The following is a 24,996-nucleotide window of genomic DNA, read 5'->3' on the forward strand; positions in this document are numbered from 1 at the left end:
AATTAAATAGAAAGAATGTCCTGATGTTTACTGTTAATCCCTAAATAACTTTCAATAATTCGAGGGTCTTCCACTAAATCTTGACCTGTGCCTTGCATAGACAATTCACCCATTTCTAACACATAGGCGTAATCTGCTAACTTTAAGGCTGCACGTGCATTTTGCTCTACCAATAAAATGGACACCCCTTGACCGCGTAGCTGATCAATAATTTTAAAAATCTCTCGGGTAATTAAGGGTGCTAAGCCCAGACTTGGTTCATCGAGCATCAGCAATTTCGGTTTGGCCATGAGCGCACGCCCAACAGCCAGCATTTGTCGCTCGCCCCCAGATAACGTGCCTGCTTCTTGAATGCGACGTTCCTTTAAACGCGGGAAAATACTATAAACTTCATCTAGCGTATCTTTTAAACTGCGGTCGCCATGTCGATAACGCTGAAATCCGCCCAGCATGAGATTATCTTCAATACTCATGCTACTGAATAATTCTCTTTTTTCTGGAACTAAACCCAGTCCTCGCACCACCATTCTTTCTATAGGCGGACATTGTTCAACACTACCATCAAATTCCACATCGCCTTTTGAAGCAAGTACACCCATAATTGCAGAAAGTAAGGTGGTTTTTCCTGCACCATTTGGGCCAACAACAGATACAATTTGTCCCTCGTTTACCCGCATATTGAAGTTCATCAGTGCATCAACTTTGCCATAAGCAACGCTTAAATTGCTCACTTCTAAGAGGCACTTGCCTTGCGTATTTTCTGCGATTACACTCATGCTGCACCTCCTAAATAGGCTTCTAAAACGGCCTCATTCTTTTGCACGTCCTCTGGCAAGCCTTCTGCAATTTTTTCGCCAAACTCCATCACAACAACGTGATCGACTAAATTCATCACAAAATCCATATCATGCTCCACCAATAAAGTCGCCATGCCTTCTGTTTTCAATTTCATTAATAACTCAGCCAAAGCCTGCTTTTCTTTCAAACGTAGACCTGCAGCAGGTTCATCTAGAAGTAATAGACTTGGATGGGCACATAAAGCACGTGCAATTTCTAATATGCGCTGCTGTCCAAGTGCCAGATTTCCAGCTTCGGTATAAAGATACTCACCTAAACCGACGCGCTCTAATTGAAACTTTGCTTCATTTAATAAATTGTTTTCTTCTTCACGGTCTAACCTAAACAGTGATGACCAAACGCCTTTTTTACCGCGTAAATGAGCGCCAATCACAACATTTTCTAGCACCGTCATTTCTGGTAAAATTTTGACGTGTTGAAAAGTTCGACTCAGTCCTTTTTCAGCGATTTCACGTGATAACATGCCGTTAATTTTTTCACCTAGAAAAATAACTTCACCACTAGTCGGTACATCGACCCCGGACAGCTGATTAAACATGGTGCTCTTGCCTGCACCATTTGGACCAATCAGAGCCAAAATTTCTCCTGCATGAATTTTCAAATTCATGTTGTTATTGGCAACTAAACCACCGAATTTCTTTGTCACATTTTTTGCTTCTAAGATTAAAGTTCCTTTTTCAGGTAAATCTAAGGTAGGAAGCGGCTGAGTCGGTTCAGTCAGTTGAGTATGCAAATCATTGGCTCTAAAACGCTGTGGTATGAGCTTAACTAGCATTGGCCATAAACCAGATGGCGCTTTTTGCATCAAAAGAACAATCATTAAACCGAAGACAATGGTTTCATACTGCCCATCGTTACCAAAAATAACCGGCATCAAATCTTGTAACCATTGGCGTAGCATGGTAAAAATACCCGCACCAAATATTGCACCCCAAATACTTCCTACGCCACCCAATAAGGCCATAAACAAATAATCAATCCCCATTTGTAAACCAAATGGTGTGGGATTAATAAATGATTGATTATGTGCATATAACCAACCTGAGATAGATGCAAAAACTGAAGAGATAACAAAAACGATCATTTTAGATCTAAAGGTATTTACCCCCATAGATTCCGCCATGACTTGTCCACCTTTTAGTGCACGTATCGCACGACCTTCTCTGGAATTTAAAAGATTTTTGGTCAAAATAATGGCTATAAACAAAATCAGCCAAATGAGATAAAACATTTTATTGCTATTGTCTAAGGCATATCCTGCAATAGAAATACTTGGAATATTTGAAATTCCTGAATGTCCGCCTAAACTTTCAATGGTTGAGAAAAAATAATAGAGCGATATACCCCAAGCAATCGTGCCTAAAGGCAAATAATGTCCAGACAATTTTAAGGTTAGGCCACCCACAAGAAATGCGGAAACAACCGTTAAAACAATGCCTAAAAGTAGCCCTGCCCATGGGCTTCCACCTGTCCACATCAAGAACTGGGGTAACTGTTCTGTCACTGTTAAGTAGGCCGTTGAATATGCACCTATTCCAACCAAAGCAGCTTGACCAAAGCTAGTCATACCGCCAACACCAGTTAATAATACTAAACCTAGAACCACTAAAGCATTTAGCCCGATATAGTTGAGGAGCGTGACTTGATAAGCAGGTAAAATGAACGGGCTAAGGGCCATGAGCAATGCAAAGCCCATAAATAAATATTTAGACTTCATTCATGGTCCTCCTCAATGTGACGAGATGTTAAAGATTTCCAAAGCAAAAATGGAAAAATGAGGGTAAAGACAATAATTTCTTTATAATCACTGGCCCAAAACATAGAAAATGCTTCAATAATGCCCACAGCAACTGAACCTACCGCTGCCACAGGAAAGCTGACCAAACCGCCAATAATTGCGCCAACAAAGCCTTTGAGGCTAATAATAAAACCGGAGTCATAGTACAACGTGGTAATCGGTGCAATTAAAATACCCGCGAATGCCCCCATAAAAGCGGCCATTGCAAAGGTGATTTTTCCTGCAAAAATTGGAGAAATCCCCATCAGCTGTGCACCGACCCGATTCACAGCAGTCGCTCTTAAAGCTTTGCCATAAAGGGTCTTGCCAAAGAAATACCACAGCACAATAATCATGCTGAAAAAAGCGACAAGAATATAAAGGGTTTGGCTATTAACAGCTAAACTTCCCATTTGGTATACCGCATCACTAAATGGTTTGGTTTGTGCGCCATCTGGACCAAAAATGAGCAAACCAATACCGACCAAGGCAACATGCACTGCAATAGAGACGATGAGTAGCACTAATGATTTGGCTGCCACCAAAGGCTGAAAAAATAAACGATAAATTTGCGGACCAAGTGGTGTAATTACAGCCAAAGCCAGTAAAACTTGAATTAGCATTGGCAGGCTTGCCAAGGGTAGTAAATACATTGCACTAACAACGAGAGCAATATAAACCGCCCAGAAACTATGGCTTTTTAAATGAAATGGCGTTTTATTTTTTAAACTCGTATAAATATCAATAAGTAGCTGAACAGCAAAAAATACGACCAATAGCCATACAATATGGCTGGGTGTTCCAGCTTGGATAGCGGCAAGTGTCAGTGCGCCAAAAACACTAAATTCACCTAAGGGAATGAGTAAAATTCGGGTGACAGTAAAAACCAATAAAATACATAAGGCGAGCAATGCATAGATTGCCCCACTGGTAATCCCATCTTGCCCAAGAATTAATGCAATGTCTAAATCCATGACCGCCTGATCCTCGCTATTTTTCAGAGACAATAGCTCCCGAAGTGCCATTGCACCCTGAATCTAATAGCAGATTAATAAATAAAAAATTTTATTACTTCATCAATTTCCATTGACTATTTTTCACAGTGACCATGACCCGCCCACGCTTGTCAAAACCGCTATGATCCATTGGTGTCATGTTATAAACACCTTGTGTACCCGCTAGCTCTTTGGTTTGTTCTAATGCAGTACGTAAGGCTTGGCGGAATTGTGCAGTTCCTGGTTTGGCCTGCTTCAATGCTACTGGAATTGCTTTTTCTAAAAGTAGTCCGGCATCATAAACATTGGCACCAAATGTCGCTGGATATTCACCATAGGTTTTTTTGTAATTGTTCATGTATTTCAAAGCAACGGCTTTGGAAGGATGCTTATTGTCAATTTCATTAATCACAAGCATTAGACTGGCAGCCAAAATTGTGTTATCCACTTTTTTGCCACCTAACTTTAAAAACTGATCTAAAGCTGCACCATGCGTTTGATAAATTTGTCCACGGTAACCACGATCATATAAAGCCACTTGTGGTGTTACTGCGGCACTTCCTGGGGCTGCAATCAAAATGGCTTGTGGCTTACCCGCAATTAGTTTCAGTGCTTGTCCAGTCAATGAGGTATCTTGGCGCTGAAAGGACTCTTTCTGCGTAATTTTAATACCTTTACTGGCGGCTAAACTCGCAACCACTTTACTCCAGTTTTCACCATAAGGATCTGCTGTACCAATAAAACCTAAGGTTTTAATCTTGCTCTTAACCATGTCTTCAACTAAGGCTTGTGCAATCAAATCATCATTTTGTGTGGTTTTAAATACCCATTTTTTTTGTGCATTCATGGGTAAAACAACCGTTGATGTTCCAACGGGTGCCAGTAAAGGAACCTGAGCTTTAGCAATAATACCAATCACAGCACTGGCATTTGGTGAACCAGAAGGCCCAATAATGGCATCTACATTGCTTTCACTAATCAGTTTATTAATTGCTTTTACGCTTGCTGTTGGGTCGCTGGCGTCATCTAAAGAAATATAAGTGACTTTTTCACCACCAATGGTTTTAGGAAGTAACGCAACTGTATTTTTTTGCGGAATTCCGACCATTGCCACTGGGCCTGTCGATGAGCTAACAACACCAATGCGTACATCTGCATGACTGGTGACTGAACCTGCTGATAGAGCAGAAATAAGCAATATTTTATTGATTTCCATATGACAAACTCCATTTATCATTTATTGATGAGTCTCACGACTTTATTTTTTATAACATAAATACATGTAATTTTCTTGTTAATTTTAAAAAATATTATTTATTTTGAAAATTAATTTTTAGAGTAGATTTCATTCAAAAATAGAAAAGCTAAAATACCTGCTTTAACAAAGATTTAAAAGTAGATGAGAATTTCTATCTAATAATTTTAAAATTTTATTTAAATACAAAAACTTAATTTAATATAAAAATATTTTTTTTAGTTATATTTATGACAGAAACTGTATTTTTAGTTCATTTATATTCAAGAAAGTATAACGATATACCTTCCTTGTAATGGAAAATTACATGGATATATATTAATAATTTAAAGTAATGAACAAGGTATGTTCATCAGTGAATGTAGCCACATTAAATATGTGGTCGTAGTGAATGAGTTCACTTCTAAATCATAATGAAAGTAAGGATATATAAATTGAAAAGTCATCTGCTGAATAATCAGCCTCATTATAAAAATGCATTGATTCGATACAGCGTTTTAGGTTTAAGCTGCATGTTTCTTGCAGGTTGCAATTCCTCCTCAACTTTAGATCCTATCCCTGTTCAAAAACAAGTGACCATTAAACGTGATAATTTTGGCACACCGCATGTTTATGCAGACAATACATTCGGACTTTTTTACGGTTATGGATATGCTGTAGCAACAGATCGTTTATTCCAAATGGAAATGTCGAAGCGAACTGGTCAAGGTACGGTAGCTGAAGTCCTAGGACCAGACTATCTGCAATATGATATTGCAACACACAGTCGTTTTAACCCTGAAAACATTAAACAACAACTTGCACAATTATCACCTGAAGACCGCGCAATTTTTGACGGCTACGCCGCTGGTTTCAATAAAAGAATCAAAGAAATTACAGAAAACCCTGAACTGATGCCAAAAGAATTCATAGACTATGATTTCAAGCCATCCACGTGGCAGTCCGAGGATATTGCTATGATTTGGGTTGGCTTAATTTTAAATCGCTTTTTCGCAGCAAGTTCAGAAATTTCTAATTTAGACCTACTGACTCAACTACAAAAAGAAAAGGGCCAAGATGAAGGTTTAAAAGTTTATCAACAATTGCGTTGGCTAGACGATCCAAGTGCTCCGACCATTATCCAGTCAGAACAAAAGCCTCAGTTTTCAACACAGCAAAAGCAAGTTTTCAAAAAGGTTCGACCTATTTCAAAACAAGCGGCAGATAACTATTTAACTCAAGCCCGTATTGCTTTGGGCAAAGGTGTTATTGATGGCGTACCAACAGCAAGTAATGCTTGGGTTCTAAAGAGTGATAAAACCGTTGAAGGACAAGCTGTTTTATATAATGGCCCGCAGCAAGGATGGTACACCCCTGCCATTACCTACAGTATTGGCTTACATGGTGCTGGCTACAATTTAACGGGTATTACGCCTGTCGGCCTGCCTGCTATTTTATTTGGTACCAATGGCAAGATTGCATGGGGTTCAACGGTCGGCTCATTAGATACCAATGATTTTTATCAGTTAAAACTCAATCCGAGTAATCCTAAGGAATATTTCTACCAAGGTACATATATTCCCTTTAAACATCAGCAAGTTAAAATTAAAGTGCGTAAACAAGCAGATCACATTTTAGATGTTTATAAAAGCAAACAAGGCTTTGTTAATGCATGGGATGAGAAAAATCAAATGGCCTATGCGCAAAGACGCAGCTGGGAAGGTGTTGAGGTTGAAACGTTATTAGGCTGGGCCAATGCAGCGAAAGCAACCAATTGGGATGAATTTCTCAAACAAGCCAATCGTGTTGCGGCATCCATCACGTGGTTCTATGCCGATACAGATGATAATATTGGGGTTGCAGCACTAGGTCGTTTACCTATCCGTCCAGAAAGTCAACATCCGCAGTTTCCTGCCCAAGGTGATGGCTCAATGGAGTGGCAAGGTTTTTACGACTTTTCGCATAATCCAAAAGAGTACAATCCAGAAAAGGGCTACATCGCCAGTTGGAACAATAAAGCTTATGCAGGTTTACGTTCAGACTCATCTAATTTTTCTCATGTAGATCGTGTCAATGAGCTACTTGAACCACTTGAAAGTAAACAAAAGCTGAGCCAGCAAGAAATTTGGGACATTAATAAAACTGGTGCCTGGGCTGATCTAAACGCACGCTATTTCATTCCCGCTATGATCAAAGCAGCACAAAACCCGAAAGCTTCTGAAGCTGTAAAAAAAATAGCACCTCTACTGGCGTCTTGGGATTATAAGCTCCGTCCAGATCATGAAGCCAAATACTATGAAGGCGCATCCCCTGCCATTATGCGTGCATGGCTGAATCAAATGATTGAATTGGTCTTAAAACCCAATTTATCGGAAAGTATTTACAATCGTTATACTGATACCCTTTATCCTATCAACTTAGATCCACGGAGCGCCCAGCCAGCCAGTGCATCAAAATTAATCTGGAATGCATTGCAAGGAAAACAATCGGGTGTTCCTCAACAGATTGACTTCTTAAAGGGACAATCTCCTGATGATGTGGTTTTAGTTGCTCTTGAAAATGGTTTAGCAATCCTGTCCAAACAATACAACTCTACCAATCCGAATAATTGGAAACTTCCTGTTGCAACCATGGGCTTCTCTGCCAAAAATTCAGTCGGTATTCCATGGGCAGATCTAACCCATCAACAAAAATTAAGTACTTATGGTAATACTGGGAGTGCTTCTTTTAGAGTGGTATTGAATCCAAGTCAGGTCACCATGTGTTCAATTCTAGCGCCAGGTCAAAGTGGTTTTATTGATAAAAATGGCAACCCAGATGCTCATTTTGCCGATCAACTCTCATTGTTTGAAAACTTTGAATGTAAAGAAGATGCGGTCGATCAAAAGAAAATTGATCAAAACAGTACACAAAGTATGACATTGGATTATTAATTTTTAGGATCTTGTAATCTTTCATTATAAAGTGGGGTCTGTCATAGAACAATATGACAGACCACGTTTTTTATTGCCCATCCAAATAATATATTTATTCTCATACATTAATTTATATTTGTTTTTTAGAGTTTTTAAGAATCTATAAAAAATGACACATTTTTAGAAATTTTTATTTCAGACTTGGCTTTAAGTGGATGAGCAATTTCACAACAGAGCTCATTTACTTAATGACTAAGCCTGATGAAAGATTATTCTATTAAAAAGCACTTAAAGATCAGGATTAGATTTAATGAGATGTTAGAAATAGATCATTTTTCATCTATAAAAAACGGACTTTATTGGGTGCTATTATTATGGGTCATAATTGGAGTGAAAAAAATAGGCAACTCTTGCTGTTCAACAATAGTTGCCTCGCGGTTTAACTTAATTAATACCCGCAATATCCTTTAAAATTTTAATGAAACTATTCTTCTCACTTTCAGAATATTTTTCTAGTACTTCGTTTTGATGACTGTCGGCAATATCAAATAAATAGTGTGCAGTTTTCTTTCCTTTTTCTGTCAACTTATAAAAACCGTCACTTTCAATCAGTAGGCCATCTTTCGCCAAAATTGCAGCAGATTGTTCCACTTCACGCATAGGCATAGCAATATCACGTGGCAATTCTGCTTTGCTTGATGCTGTACCACTACCTAAAACCAATAAAAGTCTCGCTTCACTGGTACGAAATCCCGTGACCAATTGCTTAGGTATATAATCATTTTGATAGAATTTAAAGGCGCGACTCATTAAATAACAGACATTACCGTGTAAATGTCCTTGATACATATCACCTACATTTTCAGCTTCTATTGGTTCCTTAACCTGTAACAAAGGATGCGGAGTTACTCCTGAATAAGCTCCTTGATGGTAAACTAGTGGGCTGCGGCCTTCATCATAAAAATTAACGACTTTACCAATAATAATCCAGTGATCTCCGCCTTCAATAATTTGATGGCGCTCACATTCAAAGACAGCCGAGCAATGGTCTAAAACAGGCGCCAACCCTGTTCCTTCCTGATAACTGGTGCCTTCATATTTATCAATATTCCGACGTGAAAACTTATTCGAAAGTTCAATTTGCGAACCCGACAAAATATTAACCGCAAAATGGGTTGCTTGCTCAAACACATGAAAACTTGAAGAGTTTTTATCAATACTCCATAAAATTAAAGCAGGATCTAAAGAAACTGAATTAAAGCTATTGGCAGTAACACCAACCTTTTCTCCTTGTGCATTCTGTGCAGTCATAATAGTGACGCCTGTAGCAAAATTGCCTAATGCGCGTCTAAATTTGATTGGATCAATTTTTACGGTATCCATCGTATGTAATGCGTTCATGTTTCTCTCCTGAATTTTAAAGTCCTATTCCTGTGCGGACTCAATACTTTGCAATTTCAATGTAACTCGTGTTTATTTAAATATCTAAAACAAGGCGTGCCGATTTAGCACGAGAACAACACACCAGTATTTGCTCATTGCTGGCTTTCTCTTCATCGGTAAAATATACATCGCGATGATCGGGCTCACCTTCAATCACATCGCACATGCATGTTCCGCAAACCCCTTGCTCACATGACATTTCTATTTCAATGCCTTCGCGTGCCAAAGCTTGTAAAATGGTTTCTTCGGCATTAACCATAATAATTTTGCCGCTTTGCTGCGCAACAACTTCAAAAGCATCGCCACCCGTTTCTACGTCTACCTGAAAATATTCTTTGTGAATTTGCTGTTCAGGAAATTCTTGTGTGAGTGCGAGATTAATCACCCAATCCATAAATCCATTTGGACCACAGGTATAAATATGGCTTTCTAGATCAATATTTTGTATCGCAGATTGGAAAAACTCACGATGGCTTGCACCTTCCGATTTAAAATGAAAGGTGGTGAATTGCGCTAATTCACCCTTTTTAATTTCATCTACAAAAGCACAACGTTCTGGACTTGCACCACAATAATGTAGTTCAAAAGACTCACCTTGAAGTGCCAGTTGATAAGCCATCGTAATGAGTGGGGTAATGCCAATACCGCCACCAATTAATACCGAATGCTTAGCTTTAACCAAAGAAAATAAATTTTTAGGCTCACTGACCTGAATGTGCATACCGTCTTTTAAATCATCAAAGGCAGATACAGAACCACCTCTAGATTCAGGGTCACGCAAAATTCCTAAACGAAAAATACCTGTTTTATTTGGGTTTTGACACAGCGAATACTGACGCACCATACCATTCGGTAAATGCACATCAATATGTGCACCTGCTTCAATTTTAGGTAAGGCTGTAGATGTTGCAGATTCAAATTCCATGACTGCAATATTTTCGCCTTCTACATGGCGATTTTTGACAACAACATTATAAAGTGCAGTCATAATTCATCTCCCTTTTTATGCATCAAGCCGAAGGCTTAACGCATAAATAATCCGCCGTTGATATCCCACGTTGCACCCGTTACAAAACCAGCATTTGGACTGGCCAATAACGCACATGTTTCAGCAATAAATTCCATACTGCCCAAAGCTTTGACAGGAATATTCTGAATAAACTGTGCCATTTTTTCATCCGATACCACGCTATGCACAATTGGCGATTCCATTGGCCCTGGTGCGACCGCATTGACAGTGACGCCTTTTGCAGCAAATTCTTTAGCAAAAATTTTGGTGAGGGTTACAATTGCACCTTTAGTCGCTGCATAATGTGCGCCTGTTGCTGTTCCGCCGTTTTGTCCTGCCAGAGACGCCATATTGACAATACGACCAGCACCTTTTTCTGCCATATATTTGCCAATAATTTGACAAGACTGAAATGTACCGCGCTGATTCACTTGAGTAATCCAGTCAAAATCAGCCGCAGTAATCTCTAAAACAGGCGTTGCTTTGGTGACGGTTGCATTATTAATCAGCACATCAAGTTTTGAAAATTTCTCTTCGATCCATTGCACAGCATGATGAAAATCTGCTTCAACAGAAATATCCAACTTCAAAGGAAACATATTGCTTGCATAGGCACTACGCCCTTTTGCATTTTCAGCTTTTTCCAATGTGCTTGCCGATAAAATCACTTGATGACCTTGGCTAGCAAAGTATTCTGCAATCACATTACCCAAACCCGATGCTGCACCAGTCACTAAAACAACCTGTTTCATGTTCTTCTCCTAAAGGATGTAACTGATACCCGCCAAGGTATCGGTAGAATTGACTAAATTAATAATTTTTCGATTAATTTTAAAACCTTGTTCAGCATCGCGAATCAAGTGAAAGGTGACATCTGCGGTATAATGCTTCAGATTTTCTTTACGGAACTCACGCAAGTTTTGAGCGCAACGTAAAACAATTTCACCTTCATCATCTTTGACAATACGAACACGTGACACACTACGTACCGTATTTGCTTTTGGAGAAGCCGAAATAGCCTCTCCATTGTCTAGACGGTTCACACGCAATTGACGCATATGATGATCGTCATATGCATAGTTCAAATTGTTTTCATAATCCGTTAAAGCAGGATCAATCGGAATAATATAAACACCTGTTTTATTCCATAACTTTAACCAAGATTCATGTTCGTAATGGTCAAGCATGTCAGCTTCAGCCCAAATAAAAGCAGTCACTTCATTCAATAAATTTAAATCGATTTTCATTGCTCTCTCCTTAAGCCGTCATCAACTTTTTCCACTGCTGATAAGCAGCACGCATACCCGTTTCAGCACTGACATCACTTTTTAAGCCATCTTCAGTTTTCACTTCGCCCGGTAAACCACGATTCAGCATGATCCATAAATCTTTACCTGCATCTGCACCTTTTTGTACACGCTCCCAAGCTTCTGCATCATCGGGTGTACCAAAACCAAATGGGCCTTGGAAATGTTCATGCAAGCGTAAACGATACTGATTGGCAATTTGTGGACCACCGTCCATGGTAATGACGGAATGATGAATTTCTGTTTTATCTACAGAAATTGGTTGCATCACACGGAAGAACGCCATTGAACACGCAATGTTCGGGAATAAATTCAAGTTAAAGCCAGAACCGCCTACAGCACGGACGATACGACGTACTTCCAATTCTTCATGGCCTTCATCACGCAAAGCCTGAGCCAAATCTTCAAAACGTTCTTGAATTGGACGTTCCATCAATTCTTCTTCAAGATCGACCAATTCAGGAATCATTACCATTACACTATGGCCATTGCCCAAGTCTTCGACAAAACCAGGTTGATTATCAAAATTAAATAATTCTTCGGTTTTTTCATCTACAGAACTTAAGAATGATTTATGTACTAATGGGAAATGATAGGCATCAGTGGTATTTTCTAACTGAATTTTCCAGTTGCCTGGGAAAGTAAAACGGTGCTCACCCAAAACTTTCACTGGATAGCCCGCACCCTGTTTCATGAACAGGTCAATCCATTTTTTTGCAGCACCTAAAAAGTCTTCTAGCGGTTCAACATCATGGTTAAAAGAGGCGAAAATCATGCCGTTATATTCTTCAACACGCAGACTAATTAAAGGAAATTCAGATTTTTCTAAGCATTCCCCATAGCTTTCAGGAGACGGTACACCACGTAGGCTACCATCCAAAGCGTAGCTCCAACCGTGGTACGGGCATACAAAACTGTTGGTTTTTCCTTTTTTATGTTCACATACCGTTGCAGCGCGGTGACGGCAACGATTAAGTAAGACATGCACTTTCTTTTTACGATCACGTACTACAACCACAGGCTGCTTACCAATGTTTATAGTTTTATAACTACCACCTTCAGGAATTTCACTCGCGTGTGCGACCCATACCCAAGAGTTGTGATAAATCTTTTCCATCTCATCATCAAAGATTTTTTCATCTTTATACAGAGAAGTATGTGCACGGTCAGATTGCACTAACTCATTGTAGTCAATATCAATATTTTGCATTGGAATGATACTATTCATGTCAATTATCCTTTTAAATTTATCCTTGAATTATTTCTGAGACGGTACTGGCAATTCCGCTGTACTGTTCCAATGAGACACTGGACGGCTAAAAATGTTTTCTGTTTGAAAATGCTTAATTTTCCAGTGTCCGTCCTGTTGTTGCTTAAATATCACGCTGAGTTTGGCTGTATTTAAATGACTACGACCATCTCTAAATGTTGAGGTTTGCAACATCAACCACGTTGCTTTTGCCTGTGTATCCTCAACATAAATCTGTTCTGAACTGACAAAATGTGCATTCATCACGAAATGCGATTCTTTTTGGGTGTAGCCTTTAAACATGTCATGAATTACCTGACGTGAGCTTAAACGACCAAAAGACTGTGCATACTTTTCGCCAATGCCTTCCCAAATACTGTCTTCGTCAAACAAATCCATCAATTCATTTAAGTCAGTACCGGCATCTAAAGTGTCGCAAATTTCCATATAGCGATTAATACAATTTCGAATTGCAACGTGTGCTTCCAACTGCGTTAAACGCTGTAAAATTGCGGTCAAATTCATTTTGTCATTCATTCTGAATCCTCATGCATGAAGTCAAGTTGCTTATAAATAGCCTGGTGCTGGTTTTAAGCCAAAGCTGATCAAACCTGCATTCTGCAAAGTTGCATCCCCCATAAAGGCATGTTGGGTCACCACATTGGCATCATTCACAAAACGGCTAAATACATTGTTGGTATAAATGGCGGTCATCCCTGCGAGCATTTGCATTTTGCGGGCAACACGAGCAGCAACACGAGCAGCATGGGTACAGGACAAACGCATATCACTGACTTGTTCTGCTGTTGGCGTTCGACCTGCAACCACTTCATTCCAAACGGTATCCATGGTTTCATAAAACCATGTACGCGCGGCTTTAAACTCAGCTTCTGCTTTTGCAAATTCATATTGAGTTACAGGACGGTTTGCAATTTCTGAACCACCAGTAATAGACGCCTTGCCCGGAGCGAGGTTCTTAAACTCTTCTAAAGCAGCAGCAGCTACACCAATACCCACGACTGTTAAGACCTGAGTTGCAAGTGACAAAGACGGATATTTAAAAAATGGCTCTGGAAGCTTAGACGGCTCTCCACGAACAAATGTCCACTCTTTCGCGACCACAACATTATCAACCACTAAATCATGACTTCCGGTTCCTTTTAAACCACTGGTATCCCAAGTCATTTCAATTTTGGCTTTTTTTGCTGGCATTACGGCCATACGTGGCAAGCCTTGTGCTTCATTGTCCTTCTGTGGTGCAATTCCCACACCGACAATATCCGCACCCATACATCCACTGGAAAATTTCCAACGTCCTTTAACCACTACACCGTCATCGCTCATTTCTGCTGGTTGAGGTGGAAAAATACCGCCTGCAAAAACAATATCTGGAGAATCTTTGTAAAGCTCTTTGAGGGTTTCTTCTGGTAAGCTGCCTAAATAAGCTGGACTCATCCCAAAACTCGCAACCCATCCTACAGAGCCATCTGCCATAGATAATTTTTCAATCAGTTCACAAAATTCACGCGGCGAAACTTCTGAACCACCAAAGCGCTTAGGAACAAATGCTCGATATACACCTAATTTTTTTAATTTTTCAATGATGTCCTGACTGACATAGGCTTGATTATCAAACTCGCCCGTACATGCGCGTTCACGGATTTCCTGACATAAATCCGTTAAATCTACTGTGGTATTATCCATTACAAAATCCCTTGTAGATAAATCATTCATTCGTTAACTCCTTGTAACTTATTGCGCTGCTTTCACGATAAATTCAGCAATCGCACAAAGCTGTTCATCTGCATTTTTTTTAGCAACGATTTGCAATCCAACTGGTAAGCCTTTCTTGGTCTCTAACGGTACTGAAATAGCTGGATGCCCAGACAAATTAAATGGACGAACCAGCCCAGTTAGATTTAAAAAAGCGGCTGTATTTTCTGCACCAACAACCGATGGTGGAATTTGTGGCAATGTCGGCAACAGCAATGCATCGTATTGATTCAATAAATCATCAACTTCTTGAGTAAAGCGTTTTTTTACCAGTTCTGCTTCTACAACCTGTTGCTGTGTGGTTTCAGAAGCCTTCAATAAACGTGCATTGACATCAGAGCCTAAAAGCCCAGTTTCAGTTAAAGCACCATAAGCCTGCCAATTTTCGAAATTGATCATTTGCATACCGGCGTGAAAGGCATCATCAAACGATGCAAGATCTACCTGTGTTAAAGCCAGTCCAGCTTTTTCAAGATATTCAGCAATGCATGTATTCACTTCATCGCTTGCCTGCACATTAAGCATTGCAAGCTTAGGCGCTTGCTCTAAGGATTTCGCAGGATAAAAACTCGGATCAATAATCTGCATAGCGGTTTCAATCATATTGACTGAATTAGCAAATGGGCCAACGCTGTCTAATGAGCTATTTTCAGGATGGACACCTTCACGGCTCACACGACCAAAAGTTGGCTTCAATCCAAACACCCCACAGCAAGCTGCTGGCATACGAATTGAACCACCTGTATCTGTGCCTAAAGTGAAATCAGCTAATTTTGCTGCCACAGCGGCAGCCGAACCGCTAGATGATCCACCCGGAATGAGTGATGAATATTTCGGATTAATTGCTGTACCAAAAGCACTATTAATGCCAGTAATGCCAAATGCCAATTCATGCAAATTCGTTTTAGCGGTAATTTGGCAATTTGCAGCCAAAATACGATCAACCACAACTGCATTTTTCTTAGCTATAGGAACATTTTCTAGCGCCTTACTTCCTGCAATGGTTTGAAAACCTTGAATATCAATAGAGTCTTTCACCATAACGATGAATTTTCCTGACCCTAAATGGACATCCTTTGCCACAATATTCATGCACTTTTCCATGTATTTTTATATATAAGACTAATATCTGAAAAAGTAATGTAATTGTCAAGTATTTTTCATTAAAGAGAACAAAGAAAATATTTTTTATTTTTGTATAATGGCATTATCCATTTTCACAAAGTTATCACTTTGCCATGCTTACTCATTTAGAAAATTTTCTGCCGAACAATGAACCGAGCAGTATACAAAATTATCCTTTTTTCTGGATCTCCCAAGTGAATGGGAAATATACGCAGTTGATTGAGAAATCTATAAAAAAACTAGGGATAGACAATACACGACGTAAAATTATTTTAAGTACCAATGCACTAGGTCAAGCCAGTATTACTGAAATTGCAAATTTATCGACACTTAAACTGACTACCGCAACCAAAGCCATTTACCGCTTAGTCGAAGATGATATTGTTGAGGTTTTTTCTTCTGAATCCGACGAACGCATCTCTATGGTCAAGTTAACCGAAAAGGGAAAGAAATTGGTGGTACAGATTAATCAAATTAGCCAAGTCACACTTTCAGGAATCTTGAATGCTTTTGATGATGAAGAATTAATTCAACTTAATACACAAATGAAAAAAATATTTGAACTCATGCCATCTAGCTAAAAATTAAATATAAGTCATAAAAAAAAGCCCACGATGGGCTTTTTACGACTTATCTATTGAGTCTGATTAGCTATATTAAATTCAGGCTTTAAACCTGATGTTTCAATTCTATTTAAAAAAGTTTGTAACACTTGCCGTTTATAAGCGGGAATATCTAGGTCTTTGTATTGATAAAAGCCTTGTTGCTCCCTTAAGCCATTTCGGCCATTGCGCATATTTTCTCTAACAATCTTTGGTGTACTATATCTTGCACCCAATTCGCGCTCTAAATACTGTGATGCATAATATAAAATATCGCCACCACCCCAATCAATAAACTCAAGTAATCCTAAGACAGAAAACCGCAGGCCGAAACCCGTTCGAATCGCGATATCAATATCTTCTGCTGAAGCAACACCCTCTTCGACCATGCGAGCGGCTTCATTCATAGCTAAAGCTTGAATTCTGGGAACGATATAACCTGCTTTGGCATTGCATACCACCGCCACCTTGCCAATTGTGGTCAAAAAAGATTTCAGTACTTGCACTACTTGATCTGAAGTTTGGTCTGATCGGCTTAATTCAACCAATGGAATTAAATAAGCAGGATTTAACCAATGGGCATTAACAACACGTTCAGGATGAGAAATCATTTTGGCGATATCGGTCACTAAAAAGGTCGATGTGGTTGAGGCCACAATACAATTCGATGAAATATAAGAATCTAGCCAAGCAAAGATTTCTTGTTTCGCCTGATGTTGCTCAGGTACACCTTCCAAAACTAAATCACATTGTTTTAAATATTGAATGGAAGCAGATTTTTCGAGTATTTGTATGTTGGCTTGAATCACTGATATTTGCGTGGTTTGTATAAACTTAATTTGGCTTAAGAGCATTAGTTCTTGCGCAACATCCTGCTCTACTTGCTGTTGGTATTGTACAAACTCTTGAGCTGAACGAACTTTGGCATCAATCAGTTTTACCTGTAGTCCGGCATAGGCAAAAGCAATCGCAATCGCTTTTCCCATTCGCCCTGCACCGACCACGGCTACATGTTGAATTTTGGACATCTTAAACTCCTTGTTTTAAGATTACTTGTAATTCTTGTTTCGATTTATTCGCCAAGCCTAAACTTTCAAATGTAAGACCTTCAGCATATAAATCTTTGCCTGTAATAGCAGAGGCAATATTCAGCAAGCCTTCAGCTACAGGGGTTTTTACACCTGCCCAACGGCCTACAGAAACAATTAACGATAATCCTAAACGAGTGTCTTCAAGCATATAGCGATGCGACTGCAAATCAATGTCTTCGCGCCAGTCACCGCTGTCGGTGAGCTTTCCATGAGCACCTCGACCATACATCCACTCATCGCCTTCATCTGCTTTATTATAATGATCTGCAAGTGGAAAATGTGGAGCAGCATAACCTAAGGCTTCTCGTAATTGCATCCGTTCTGCATCCAATTGAGACGTAACACGGCGAATGGATGGCTGTGTGCCTTCATTATGAATATCCCATGCCTCGAAGTGTTCTAGCGGACCCGCATTCATCATAATGAGCGGAGGATGGATAATAGGCCCTGCATTCATTAATGCCCCGCTCAAACCGTCTTCTATCGGCTCAACACTTGGATAGGCTTGCTTTAAAATCTTAAATGCAGCTTCAGATAAATGGCTAGGAAAAACACCTGTAGGCAAGCGAGTTGCATAACCACTCACCACAATCCGATTGATACCGTGTTTGCGTACCAAATAAGGTAAGGTTCCTGTTTCAGCAAATGCTGTCTGAGCATGATTTCCCGAATTTTTCATGGCTTGAGCAAAGACAAAGCTACCAAACGTACCAGGCGGTAAATAAACCACTTGACCATCTTTAAAATACGGTGCTGCCTGTTTCGCTAAGTTTAAATGCGTAGTTGCTGGTAAAGGGATGATGATTAGTTCAGCGTCTACAATTGCCTGCTCTAAAGAGTCTTTTAAGTTAATCTGGCAATTGTCAAAACCAACAGTTACTGAACGCTCACCTTGATAATCCAAAATGAAAAGTTCACCTGTTTCTGCTAATGCTTTGAGTGCGTCGCTATCTCTGCGCCATAACACCACATCATGACCTATTTCTGCCATTTCAGCAGCTGCGGCATAACATCCATGACCGCCGCCAAGTACTGTAATTTTCATTTTGAATCCTCCTGATTAACTCAGTTAACTTTAGAAGATTAAAAAGAAGCTCACTTCTCCATATGCGAATAAACTGTTCGATATACGAATATTTTCTAGTATTTATATGACTTTCATTTTTAAGGTTTGTGATGGCAGACAACCATAGCGCTTTTTATATAAACTTGAAAAATGCCCTAAACTTTGAATACCATTCTGCAAAAGAATATCCGTGACTGTATCACTAGTTTGGCTATTCAATAAAGCTTGATGCACTGCATGCATACGCTGATCTCGAATATATTCAATTGGCGTTTGTTGATAATGCTGGTTAAAGCTTTTTTGCAAAGTACGACTAGACACTCCGCAAAAATTACTAAGTTCAGCAAGAGAAACCTTCGATTGCAGATGTTGCTGAATATATTGCTGCGCTTTTCGCATATGACTAGGTAAGATGTCTTGTCTGCGTTCATTCAGTTTTTGACTATAATTATTGGGAACTTTCAGCAAAATTAATTCAATTAAATACTGGTTAAAGCTGGCTGAAATAAAACTCCAGTTTTGAATATTATAATAAGCATGACAAAGATAATTGAGTGTTTCAATAATCGAGTTCAATCCTTCTGCTGTGCATGAGTCACCAGTATCAAATATTACAGATTCTGAGGGGGTATAGCCCAACATTTTATAGAGCTGAGTTTCCACATCCTGCTGAGCCAATTTCAAAATAATATTGCGACAGCGTTGATTAGTAATAATCCTATTTTGCGTATGCGGGTGCGTTACTGTCATGATGCCGTGTGACTGTAAAATCTGGTGTTTTGCATGTTCAATTTGACATTGCCCTTCAAGATTAATTCGGAACAAATAATGCGAAGATGTTTCATCAATGGTGATCGCGACAGCCGCGCTATATTTCAAATCATATAAAGCCGAATTGCCAAAGCTAAATCCATTTAAACGCGTATTCAAACTTGAAGCGATCTCTACATCAAACTGATGTGGGCACAAATAATGACTAATTTTATCTTTAATGGTTTGATAATCATTTGAATTAAATAACAGAAATTCATCCAAATAATGCAAATGACTCAAATTTAAACGCTGATTCATTGCTGAACTCCATTACGTCTATTCTTCTAAATTTGCACAAAAACAAAAGCTCATTAAATCTAATGAGCTTTTACTTGTATCTTTAATGTTTAAGTGCTTGAACTTAAATTGGATGTTCTTGTTGCATACTGGCGCTAAAGGCTTTACATCCTTTTTTCAACAATATAAATGCTAAAATGCATGAGAAAGTACCCACAATAGTTAATGATGTGCCCACCATCAGTGGATTTCCAAAAATTTTATCAGTTACTAATGCCACCAATGTAGTACCAATTCCGACAGCAACTAAATTACTGATTAGCAAAAAGACCGCCGAAATCTGCGCACGTATCTGGTTTGGTGCAAGCATTTGCATTGCTGTGGTTGAAATAGGCATTGGAAATGATGCAAAGAACATGGCTGGAACCAGTAGTGTTACAGACAGCCAAAGTTCAGATACTTGAGTGAATGCAATCATTGGGAGAATTAAACCGACAATCCCTATAACACCCGTAATCATGGGTGCATCTTTTCTGCCTTTTTGAATAAACCAGTCATTTAACCAACCTGCACAAAATACGCCTAGTGTATTCGCTACCAGCATGACTGTACCTAGCATATAACCTGCTTCAGTTGGAGTTAAACCATATTTGCGCATATAAAATGCAGGGGTCCAGCTGATGAGGCAGTACAGTGCCATCGCATAGAAAGTAAAACCAAAGTAATGACATCCGAAGGTGGTGCTATGTTTTTTAATAAATTTAAACGCTTTTTTCATGCTGGTCTTTTCGACTCGGCCTTGCGCATCTAGACGCTGACCTTTACGTTGTGGATCACGCACTGTCAAAATAAACAACAAGCCAATAAAAACACCAGGTAGACCGACTAGAATAAATGCCATTTGCCATGCTTTAATCGCACCTAATAACGGTACTTCAATCAAGCTCATATTTTTCAGTAAGCCAATGACATAACCACCGACCAAAAAGGCAATACCACCACCGACAAATGACCCACTTGAATACACCGCAACGGCACGACCAAGTTTATCCTTAGTGAACATATCACTAAACATTGAATATGCGGCTGGTGATAAGGCAGCTTCTCCCACGCCCACGCCCATTCGACTAAAGAACAGTTGAAAAAAGCTCTTACTTAAACCACAGAGTGCTGTCGCAATACTCCAAAATACGATTCCCACGGCAATAATTTTAGGACGTGAAAATCGATCTGCTAAATAGGCTAGAGGTAAACCCATAAAAGCATAGAACAATGAAAATGCTAATCCATGCAATAAACTGAACTGTGTATCTGATAAATTTAAATCTGCTTTAATTGGCTCAATCATCAATGCCAGAATTTGACGGTCAATAAATGAAAATATATAAGCCAACATACAGAGAAGCACAACATACCATGCATATGCATTCGATTTTTTACTGACAGCGGTAGCTTGATTCTTGATAGAACTATTCATGTAACTTATTCCTTGTACTACGGCTTATATTCCTCATAAGCCCATATTTTCCTTTAGCTTGAATAGAAAAAATATTTCTTAATCAATATCATCAGAAATTTTTTATTTCTTTCCAAAAAATTACTTCTATTCAAGCTTATTTTTTGGTTAGAACCATCCAAAACTTTCATATCCTCAGTTCAATTATATTTTGTTTTATGTGTAATATTCCATGTCTTTTTGAGTATTAAGTTATACCTTCAAATGACTATGTTCCTATTTGGTAGAAGAAATGAATACAAATTAATTAGAAAAATAATATTAAATTAAGCATATAAATTAGTTACTTGAATACACATCAATAGGCATACCTAATACAATCGCAGGACTTAACCCATAGCCCAGCTAGAGCAAAAATTAAGTAACCATGGATTATATTTCTATTTCAAAATTAGATTGACTAACATTTTATATTTTGCGCACATTAAACATATTATTTGCACTAAAAGTACCAATAGTGGAAAAAGAAAGAAGGCTGTTTCTAATCGCTTTGAGTATATTGGGTATTTTATTTCAACTAGTTAAAACTTAGGCTTATATACTTTAAAAACTAAAATAAGCCTTTCGTTTTTGATGTAGGAGATAAGTACTTTTATCCTACAAATGTTTCTTGTAGAAAACGCCAAAGCATTTTTCCTTGAACTTCTTCAATTAATGCACAAGAACGGCGGATTAATACACCATTTTCTTTTGTATGTTTCTCTGTATACGTCAAAACAATAGTCTGTTCATTCTGCGAAATAATTTCTTCATCATAAATTTCAATCTTGATATCTGGCATTTTTCCTTGATTGTTCGTGAACAACTGCTTCACTTCTTCAAAATTAAATTTTTTGCCAGCCGCACCAACCATTTCAAAATTTTCAGAAAAATGTTCAATCAATAAAGGTAAGTCTTGATTACTATTTATACCGCTGAAAATTTTTTCAATCAGTACATGCATGGTATGGATGCTTTCAATTGCTTTCTCTGAAGAAAGGACCATATCTATTTCCTTATATTTAATGACAGTCAGTATAATAAATCAAAATTACATGTAAAATTCAATATATTTATTATAATTTAACATAATGGCGCTTATACGAAACAGTCCTGTAAGCCCCAAATAGAAATGTCTGTTTTCTCTAAAGTAAAAATGTCCGCTTTTAGAATACCCACCTAGAGATTTTCTGAGCAGGCTGTTTAATATGTTGGTGTCTATGTATGAGAATTAGGTTTATTAGGCCCTAATGTGCCATAAACAAATAAGTGCATCATTATTAAAAATTCCAACTTCACATCTATTCTGACATCGTTACCCTTTGGGTAAAAGCAATAATAACCAATGCTAAAACAATCATAAATACGTTTAGAATAACTATTCCATCCCATCCTTGCTCTTGCCAGACTATCCCACTCATTGAACCAATAATGCTCGAGCCTAGATAATAGAAAAGCAAATATAATGAGGCCGCATGACCTTTGTTTTCATGCGCTAGCTTTCCAACATTGCCACTTGCAATAGAATGTGAAATAAAAAAGCCCGTAGTTACAATTACTATGCCTAAAATAATGTAAAAAAGTGAAGCACTTAGAGTTAAAAAAACGCCTATAAGCATTAAAATAAAACCTAATGATAAAACTGGTTTACGACCAACCCGATCAGCCATGGTTCCTGCAATAGAAGATGAAACCATCCCAAAACTATAAGACAAAAATATTAAACTAATCTGAGTTTGGCTTAGACTATACGGTTCTGTTGAAAAGCGAAATGTCACATAATTAAATAATGTCACAAATACACTTGTCATCAAAAAACCAATACTATAAAGCCTAACTAAATGAATATTTTTTAGATGCCCAAGCCAAGCATTTAAATGGAAAGATACATTCATAATTTTACGCTGAGTAACATTCCTTGCATCAGGCAATAACTTAATAAACCCTAGCGCGCAAAATAAACATATAAAACCGAGCACCGCCATTGAGACTTGCCAAGAGAAAATTTCTGTCAACAATCCCATTCCCACACGGCCCATCATACCGCCAAATGCAGTACCAGCAATATATAGACCCATCATTCTACTTAAGTCTTTAGGATGTATCTCTTCGGCAATCCAAGCCATTGCCACTGCAGGAACCCCTCCTAAAACAAAACCTTCAATACTTCTTAAAAAAATTAGAATTTGCCAGTTCGGTGAGATCGCACAGATAATATTCAAAATACCTGCTAAAGACATTGAATAAAACATTAGTCCCTTTCTACCAAGCACTTGCGAGAATGCGCCTGACAACATTATGGAAAATGCGAGAAAGCCTGTTGTCATTGATAAGGCAAGTGCACTACTACTTGCAGTTATATGAAAACTTGAAGTAAATTCGGGTAACAGTGGTTGCACGCAATATATTAATGAGAAACTCGAAAAACCTAAAAGAAAAAGTGCTAACCCTGCTTTTTTGAATTCACTCATTCCAAATGGTGTGACTAAGGCACTATGTTCTTTCATAGTTTTACTTAAAACTTAATTGGATGAATTCCAAAGTTTAATCACGGCTCTGGTATATGTATAATATATATTAATCAATAGTGGTATATATAAAACATATGGACATCCGGCATATTCAATATTTTATAGCTGTTGCAGAAGAACAGAATTTTTCAAAGGCTGCCTTACGTTTAGGAATTAGTCAGCCTCCATTGAGTATGCAGATAAAAAAACTGGAAGAGGAATTAGGTGTTGAGTTATTTCATCGTTACTCTCAGGGCGCTACACTTACCCCTGCAGGAAAAACATTCCTCGAAACGGTATTACCTATACAAAAAATACTTAAAAATGCAGTGAGATTAACAAGAAATACAGCGAATGGCGAGATTGGAGAATTACGTCTTGGGTTTACTGGTACATCTATTTTAAATCCACTTATTCCCACAGCCATTAAGCACTATCAGGGCACCTATCCAGATGTTAATTTAATTCTTAAAGAGGCAAACTCTTTGATTTTAATTGAAGACCTATTAAATAATGAACTTGATATAGCTGTTATAAGACCACCAGATATTTTTTCTAAAAGCATAATTGTTAAGAACCTTATTAATGAAAAATTAATTGTCGCCTTACCTATTGATTATCCAGTTATCGAACAAGAAAATATTGATTTAAATGTGCTTAAAAATGAGAAATTTATTGTATCGCCACCTAATATAAGTGCCGGATTATACTCCGCAATTGTTGATACATGTAAGCAACACGGCTTTACTCCTCAAATAGGTCAGCAAGCTCCTCAAATAATTTCAATTTTATCCCTTGTTGCAGCAAATTTAGGAATTTCCTTGGTTCCAGAATCAACTAAACAACTAAGAATTGAAGGTATAAAATACAAATATTTGAAAAATCAAACATCAACTATTGGACTTGGAATTGCATTTAAAGCTGACCTTGCTTGCCAGCCTGCAATTAATTTTTCCCGTATTCTTAATGACTTAATTAGAGAAAAATATTAATCAATTTAATGTCATTTAACTAGTTATTGCCTTTAAATCTCTCCCAAATCACTGAAGTCAATCAGCTGATACTGATAAACCTTGCCATATTCCGCTGCACCTATTGAGCTATTCTCCAACTCAACATCTAAAGCCTTTGAATAATCCTTGACCACGACATTGGAAGGAATTAAACGCCGTAAAATTGGTGACAGCTCAATAATCTCGGAAGTATCAACAATTGAAATACGCAACCGGCTTGTCAGGAAATAATCTGGATTTTCCTCATCATTAATATGCATTGGGATAATTCAAGTAGGTTTTGATTGGATACCAGAGACGCTTAATCTGCCATTGATCAGTCCAGATCATGCGTAATACAAACTCTAAAAAGCCTAAACCACGCTCACTGGCCAGACTTGACCAGAATATTTTGCAATTTATTTCTTAAATCAAAATAAAAAATCTAAATATAAAGAAATAATGTTTAATTTGTTTATTTTTGTACTGTAATTAGTAATAATAA

The 24,996-nt window shown here is 38.2% G+C and carries 22 protein-coding genes; 3 read left to right on the top strand and 19 right to left on the bottom strand.

Annotated elements, in window-relative coordinates; all coding sequences use genetic code 11:
* Nucleotides 1–2: 2 nt before the first annotated feature.
* The 4 genes from GA0116959_RS10855 to GA0116959_RS10870 form a co-directional block, all read right to left on the bottom strand.
* Nucleotides 3–776 carry an ABC transporter ATP-binding protein gene (locus tag GA0116959_RS10855; RefSeq protein ID WP_092720710.1) on the bottom strand — a complete coding sequence of 258 codons (774 nt, stop codon included), beginning with the start codon at nt 774–776 and terminating at the stop codon, nt 3–5.
* Nucleotides 773–2,575 (bottom strand): branched-chain amino acid ABC transporter ATP-binding protein/permease, encoded by a 1,803-nt coding sequence (locus tag GA0116959_RS10860; protein ID WP_092720711.1) that lies wholly within the window; start codon nt 2,573–2,575, stop codon nt 773–775. The genes GA0116959_RS10855 and GA0116959_RS10860 overlap by 4 nt, the downstream gene beginning before the upstream one ends.
* A complete protein-coding gene (locus GA0116959_RS10865) occupies nt 2,572–3,609 on the bottom strand; it encodes a branched-chain amino acid ABC transporter permease (RefSeq protein ID WP_092720712.1) in 1,038 nt (345 codons plus the stop codon). Before GA0116959_RS10865 ends, GA0116959_RS10860 begins: the two co-directional genes overlap by 4 nt.
* Nucleotides 3,610–3,703: 94 nt before the next feature.
* Nucleotides 3,704–4,846: an ABC transporter substrate-binding protein gene (locus GA0116959_RS10870; protein ID WP_092720713.1), complete on the bottom strand. Its 1,143-nt coding sequence runs from the start codon at nt 4,844–4,846 to the stop codon at nt 3,704–3,706.
* 485 nt (nt 4,847–5,331) lie between these two features.
* Here GA0116959_RS10870 and GA0116959_RS10875 point away from each other — a divergent pair, with 485 nt between their 5' ends.
* A complete protein-coding gene (locus GA0116959_RS10875; protein ID WP_092720767.1) occupies nt 5,332–7,797 on the top strand; it encodes a penicillin acylase family protein in 2,466 nt (821 codons plus the stop codon).
* A 426-nt stretch (nt 7,798–8,223) separates the two neighbouring features.
* Here GA0116959_RS10875 and GA0116959_RS10880 read toward each other — a convergent pair whose 3' ends face one another.
* From GA0116959_RS10880 to GA0116959_RS10915, 8 genes are all read right to left on the bottom strand, one after another.
* Nucleotides 8,224–9,180, bottom strand: a complete 957-nt coding sequence (locus tag GA0116959_RS10880; RefSeq protein WP_092720714.1) for a p-hydroxyphenylacetate 3-hydroxylase reductase component — start codon at nt 9,178–9,180, stop codon at nt 8,224–8,226.
* 76 nt (nt 9,181–9,256) lie between these two features.
* Complete coding sequence (locus GA0116959_RS10885; protein ID WP_092720715.1) at nt 9,257–10,210, bottom strand: PDR/VanB family oxidoreductase; 954 nt, start codon at nt 10,208–10,210, stop codon at nt 9,257–9,259.
* A gap of 35 nt (nt 10,211–10,245) precedes the next feature.
* Nucleotides 10,246–10,983: an SDR family NAD(P)-dependent oxidoreductase gene (locus tag GA0116959_RS10890; RefSeq protein ID WP_092720716.1), complete on the bottom strand. Its 738-nt coding sequence runs from the start codon at nt 10,981–10,983 to the stop codon at nt 10,246–10,248.
* A 9-nt stretch (nt 10,984–10,992) separates the two neighbouring features.
* On the bottom strand, nt 10,993–11,478 hold the full coding sequence (locus GA0116959_RS10895) for an aromatic-ring-hydroxylating dioxygenase subunit beta (RefSeq protein ID WP_092720717.1): 486 nt from the start codon (nt 11,476–11,478) through the stop codon (nt 10,993–10,995).
* A gap of 10 nt (nt 11,479–11,488) precedes the next feature.
* Nucleotides 11,489–12,766, bottom strand: coding sequence for an aromatic ring-hydroxylating oxygenase subunit alpha (locus tag GA0116959_RS10900; RefSeq protein WP_092720718.1), 1,278 nt, complete (start codon nt 12,764–12,766; stop codon nt 11,489–11,491).
* Nucleotides 12,767–12,796: 30 nt separating this feature from the next.
* The gene (locus tag GA0116959_RS10905; protein ID WP_092720719.1) at nt 12,797–13,324 is read right to left on the bottom strand and encodes a nuclear transport factor 2 family protein; all 528 of its coding nucleotides are present in this window, start codon (nt 13,322–13,324) and stop codon (nt 12,797–12,799) included.
* Between the two features lie 30 nt (nt 13,325–13,354).
* Complete coding sequence (locus GA0116959_RS10910) at nt 13,355–14,521, bottom strand: acyl-CoA dehydrogenase family protein (RefSeq protein WP_092720720.1); 1,167 nt, start codon at nt 14,519–14,521, stop codon at nt 13,355–13,357.
* Nucleotides 14,522–14,539: 18 nt separating this feature from the next.
* A complete protein-coding gene (locus GA0116959_RS10915) occupies nt 14,540–15,652 on the bottom strand; it encodes an amidase (protein WP_092720721.1) in 1,113 nt (370 codons plus the stop codon).
* 146 nt (nt 15,653–15,798) lie between these two features.
* Between GA0116959_RS10915 and GA0116959_RS10920 the strand changes: the two genes are divergently transcribed.
* Entirely contained in the window at nt 15,799–16,266 is a 468-nt protein-coding gene (locus GA0116959_RS10920; protein ID WP_092720722.1) for a MarR family winged helix-turn-helix transcriptional regulator, read from the top strand.
* A 53-nt stretch (nt 16,267–16,319) separates the two neighbouring features.
* On the opposite strand, the gene GA0116959_RS10925 is transcribed toward GA0116959_RS10920, so the two are convergent.
* From GA0116959_RS10925 to GA0116959_RS10950, 6 genes are all read right to left on the bottom strand, one after another.
* On the bottom strand, nt 16,320–17,315 hold the full coding sequence (locus GA0116959_RS10925; RefSeq protein ID WP_092720723.1) for a 3-hydroxybutyryl-CoA dehydrogenase: 996 nt from the start codon (nt 17,313–17,315) through the stop codon (nt 16,320–16,322).
* A gap of 1 nt (nt 17,316) precedes the next feature.
* Nucleotides 17,317–18,423 (bottom strand): NAD/NADP-dependent octopine/nopaline dehydrogenase family protein, encoded by a 1,107-nt coding sequence (locus tag GA0116959_RS10930; RefSeq protein ID WP_092720724.1) that lies wholly within the window; start codon nt 18,421–18,423, stop codon nt 17,317–17,319.
* 102 nt (nt 18,424–18,525) lie between these two features.
* Complete coding sequence (locus GA0116959_RS10935) at nt 18,526–19,515, bottom strand: AraC family transcriptional regulator (RefSeq protein WP_092720725.1); 990 nt, start codon at nt 19,513–19,515, stop codon at nt 18,526–18,528.
* 103 nt (nt 19,516–19,618) lie between these two features.
* Complete coding sequence (locus tag GA0116959_RS10940; RefSeq protein WP_092720726.1) at nt 19,619–20,971, bottom strand: spinster family MFS transporter; 1,353 nt, start codon at nt 20,969–20,971, stop codon at nt 19,619–19,621.
* Nucleotides 20,972–21,602: 631 nt separating this feature from the next.
* On the bottom strand, nt 21,603–21,995 hold the full coding sequence (locus tag GA0116959_RS10945) for a DUF4440 domain-containing protein (RefSeq protein ID WP_092720727.1): 393 nt from the start codon (nt 21,993–21,995) through the stop codon (nt 21,603–21,605).
* Between the two features lie 295 nt (nt 21,996–22,290).
* Nucleotides 22,291–23,496, bottom strand: a complete 1,206-nt coding sequence (locus GA0116959_RS10950) for an MFS transporter (RefSeq protein ID WP_092720728.1) — start codon at nt 23,494–23,496, stop codon at nt 22,291–22,293.
* A 98-nt stretch (nt 23,497–23,594) separates the two neighbouring features.
* Here GA0116959_RS10950 and GA0116959_RS10955 point away from each other — a divergent pair, with 98 nt between their 5' ends.
* Nucleotides 23,595–24,491 (top strand): LysR family transcriptional regulator, encoded by an 897-nt coding sequence (locus tag GA0116959_RS10955; RefSeq protein WP_092720729.1) that lies wholly within the window; start codon nt 23,595–23,597, stop codon nt 24,489–24,491.
* A gap of 32 nt (nt 24,492–24,523) precedes the next feature.
* Here the strand turns inward: GA0116959_RS10955 and GA0116959_RS10960 are convergent, their stop codons facing one another.
* The gene (locus GA0116959_RS10960; protein WP_213030766.1) at nt 24,524–24,772 is read right to left on the bottom strand and encodes a hypothetical protein; all 249 of its coding nucleotides are present in this window, start codon (nt 24,770–24,772) and stop codon (nt 24,524–24,526) included.
* Between the last annotated feature and the right edge of the window lie 224 nt (nt 24,773–24,996).

This window comes from Acinetobacter albensis, from assembly GCF_900095025.1.
Taxonomy (GTDB): domain Bacteria; phylum Pseudomonadota; class Gammaproteobacteria; order Pseudomonadales; family Moraxellaceae; genus Acinetobacter; species Acinetobacter albensis.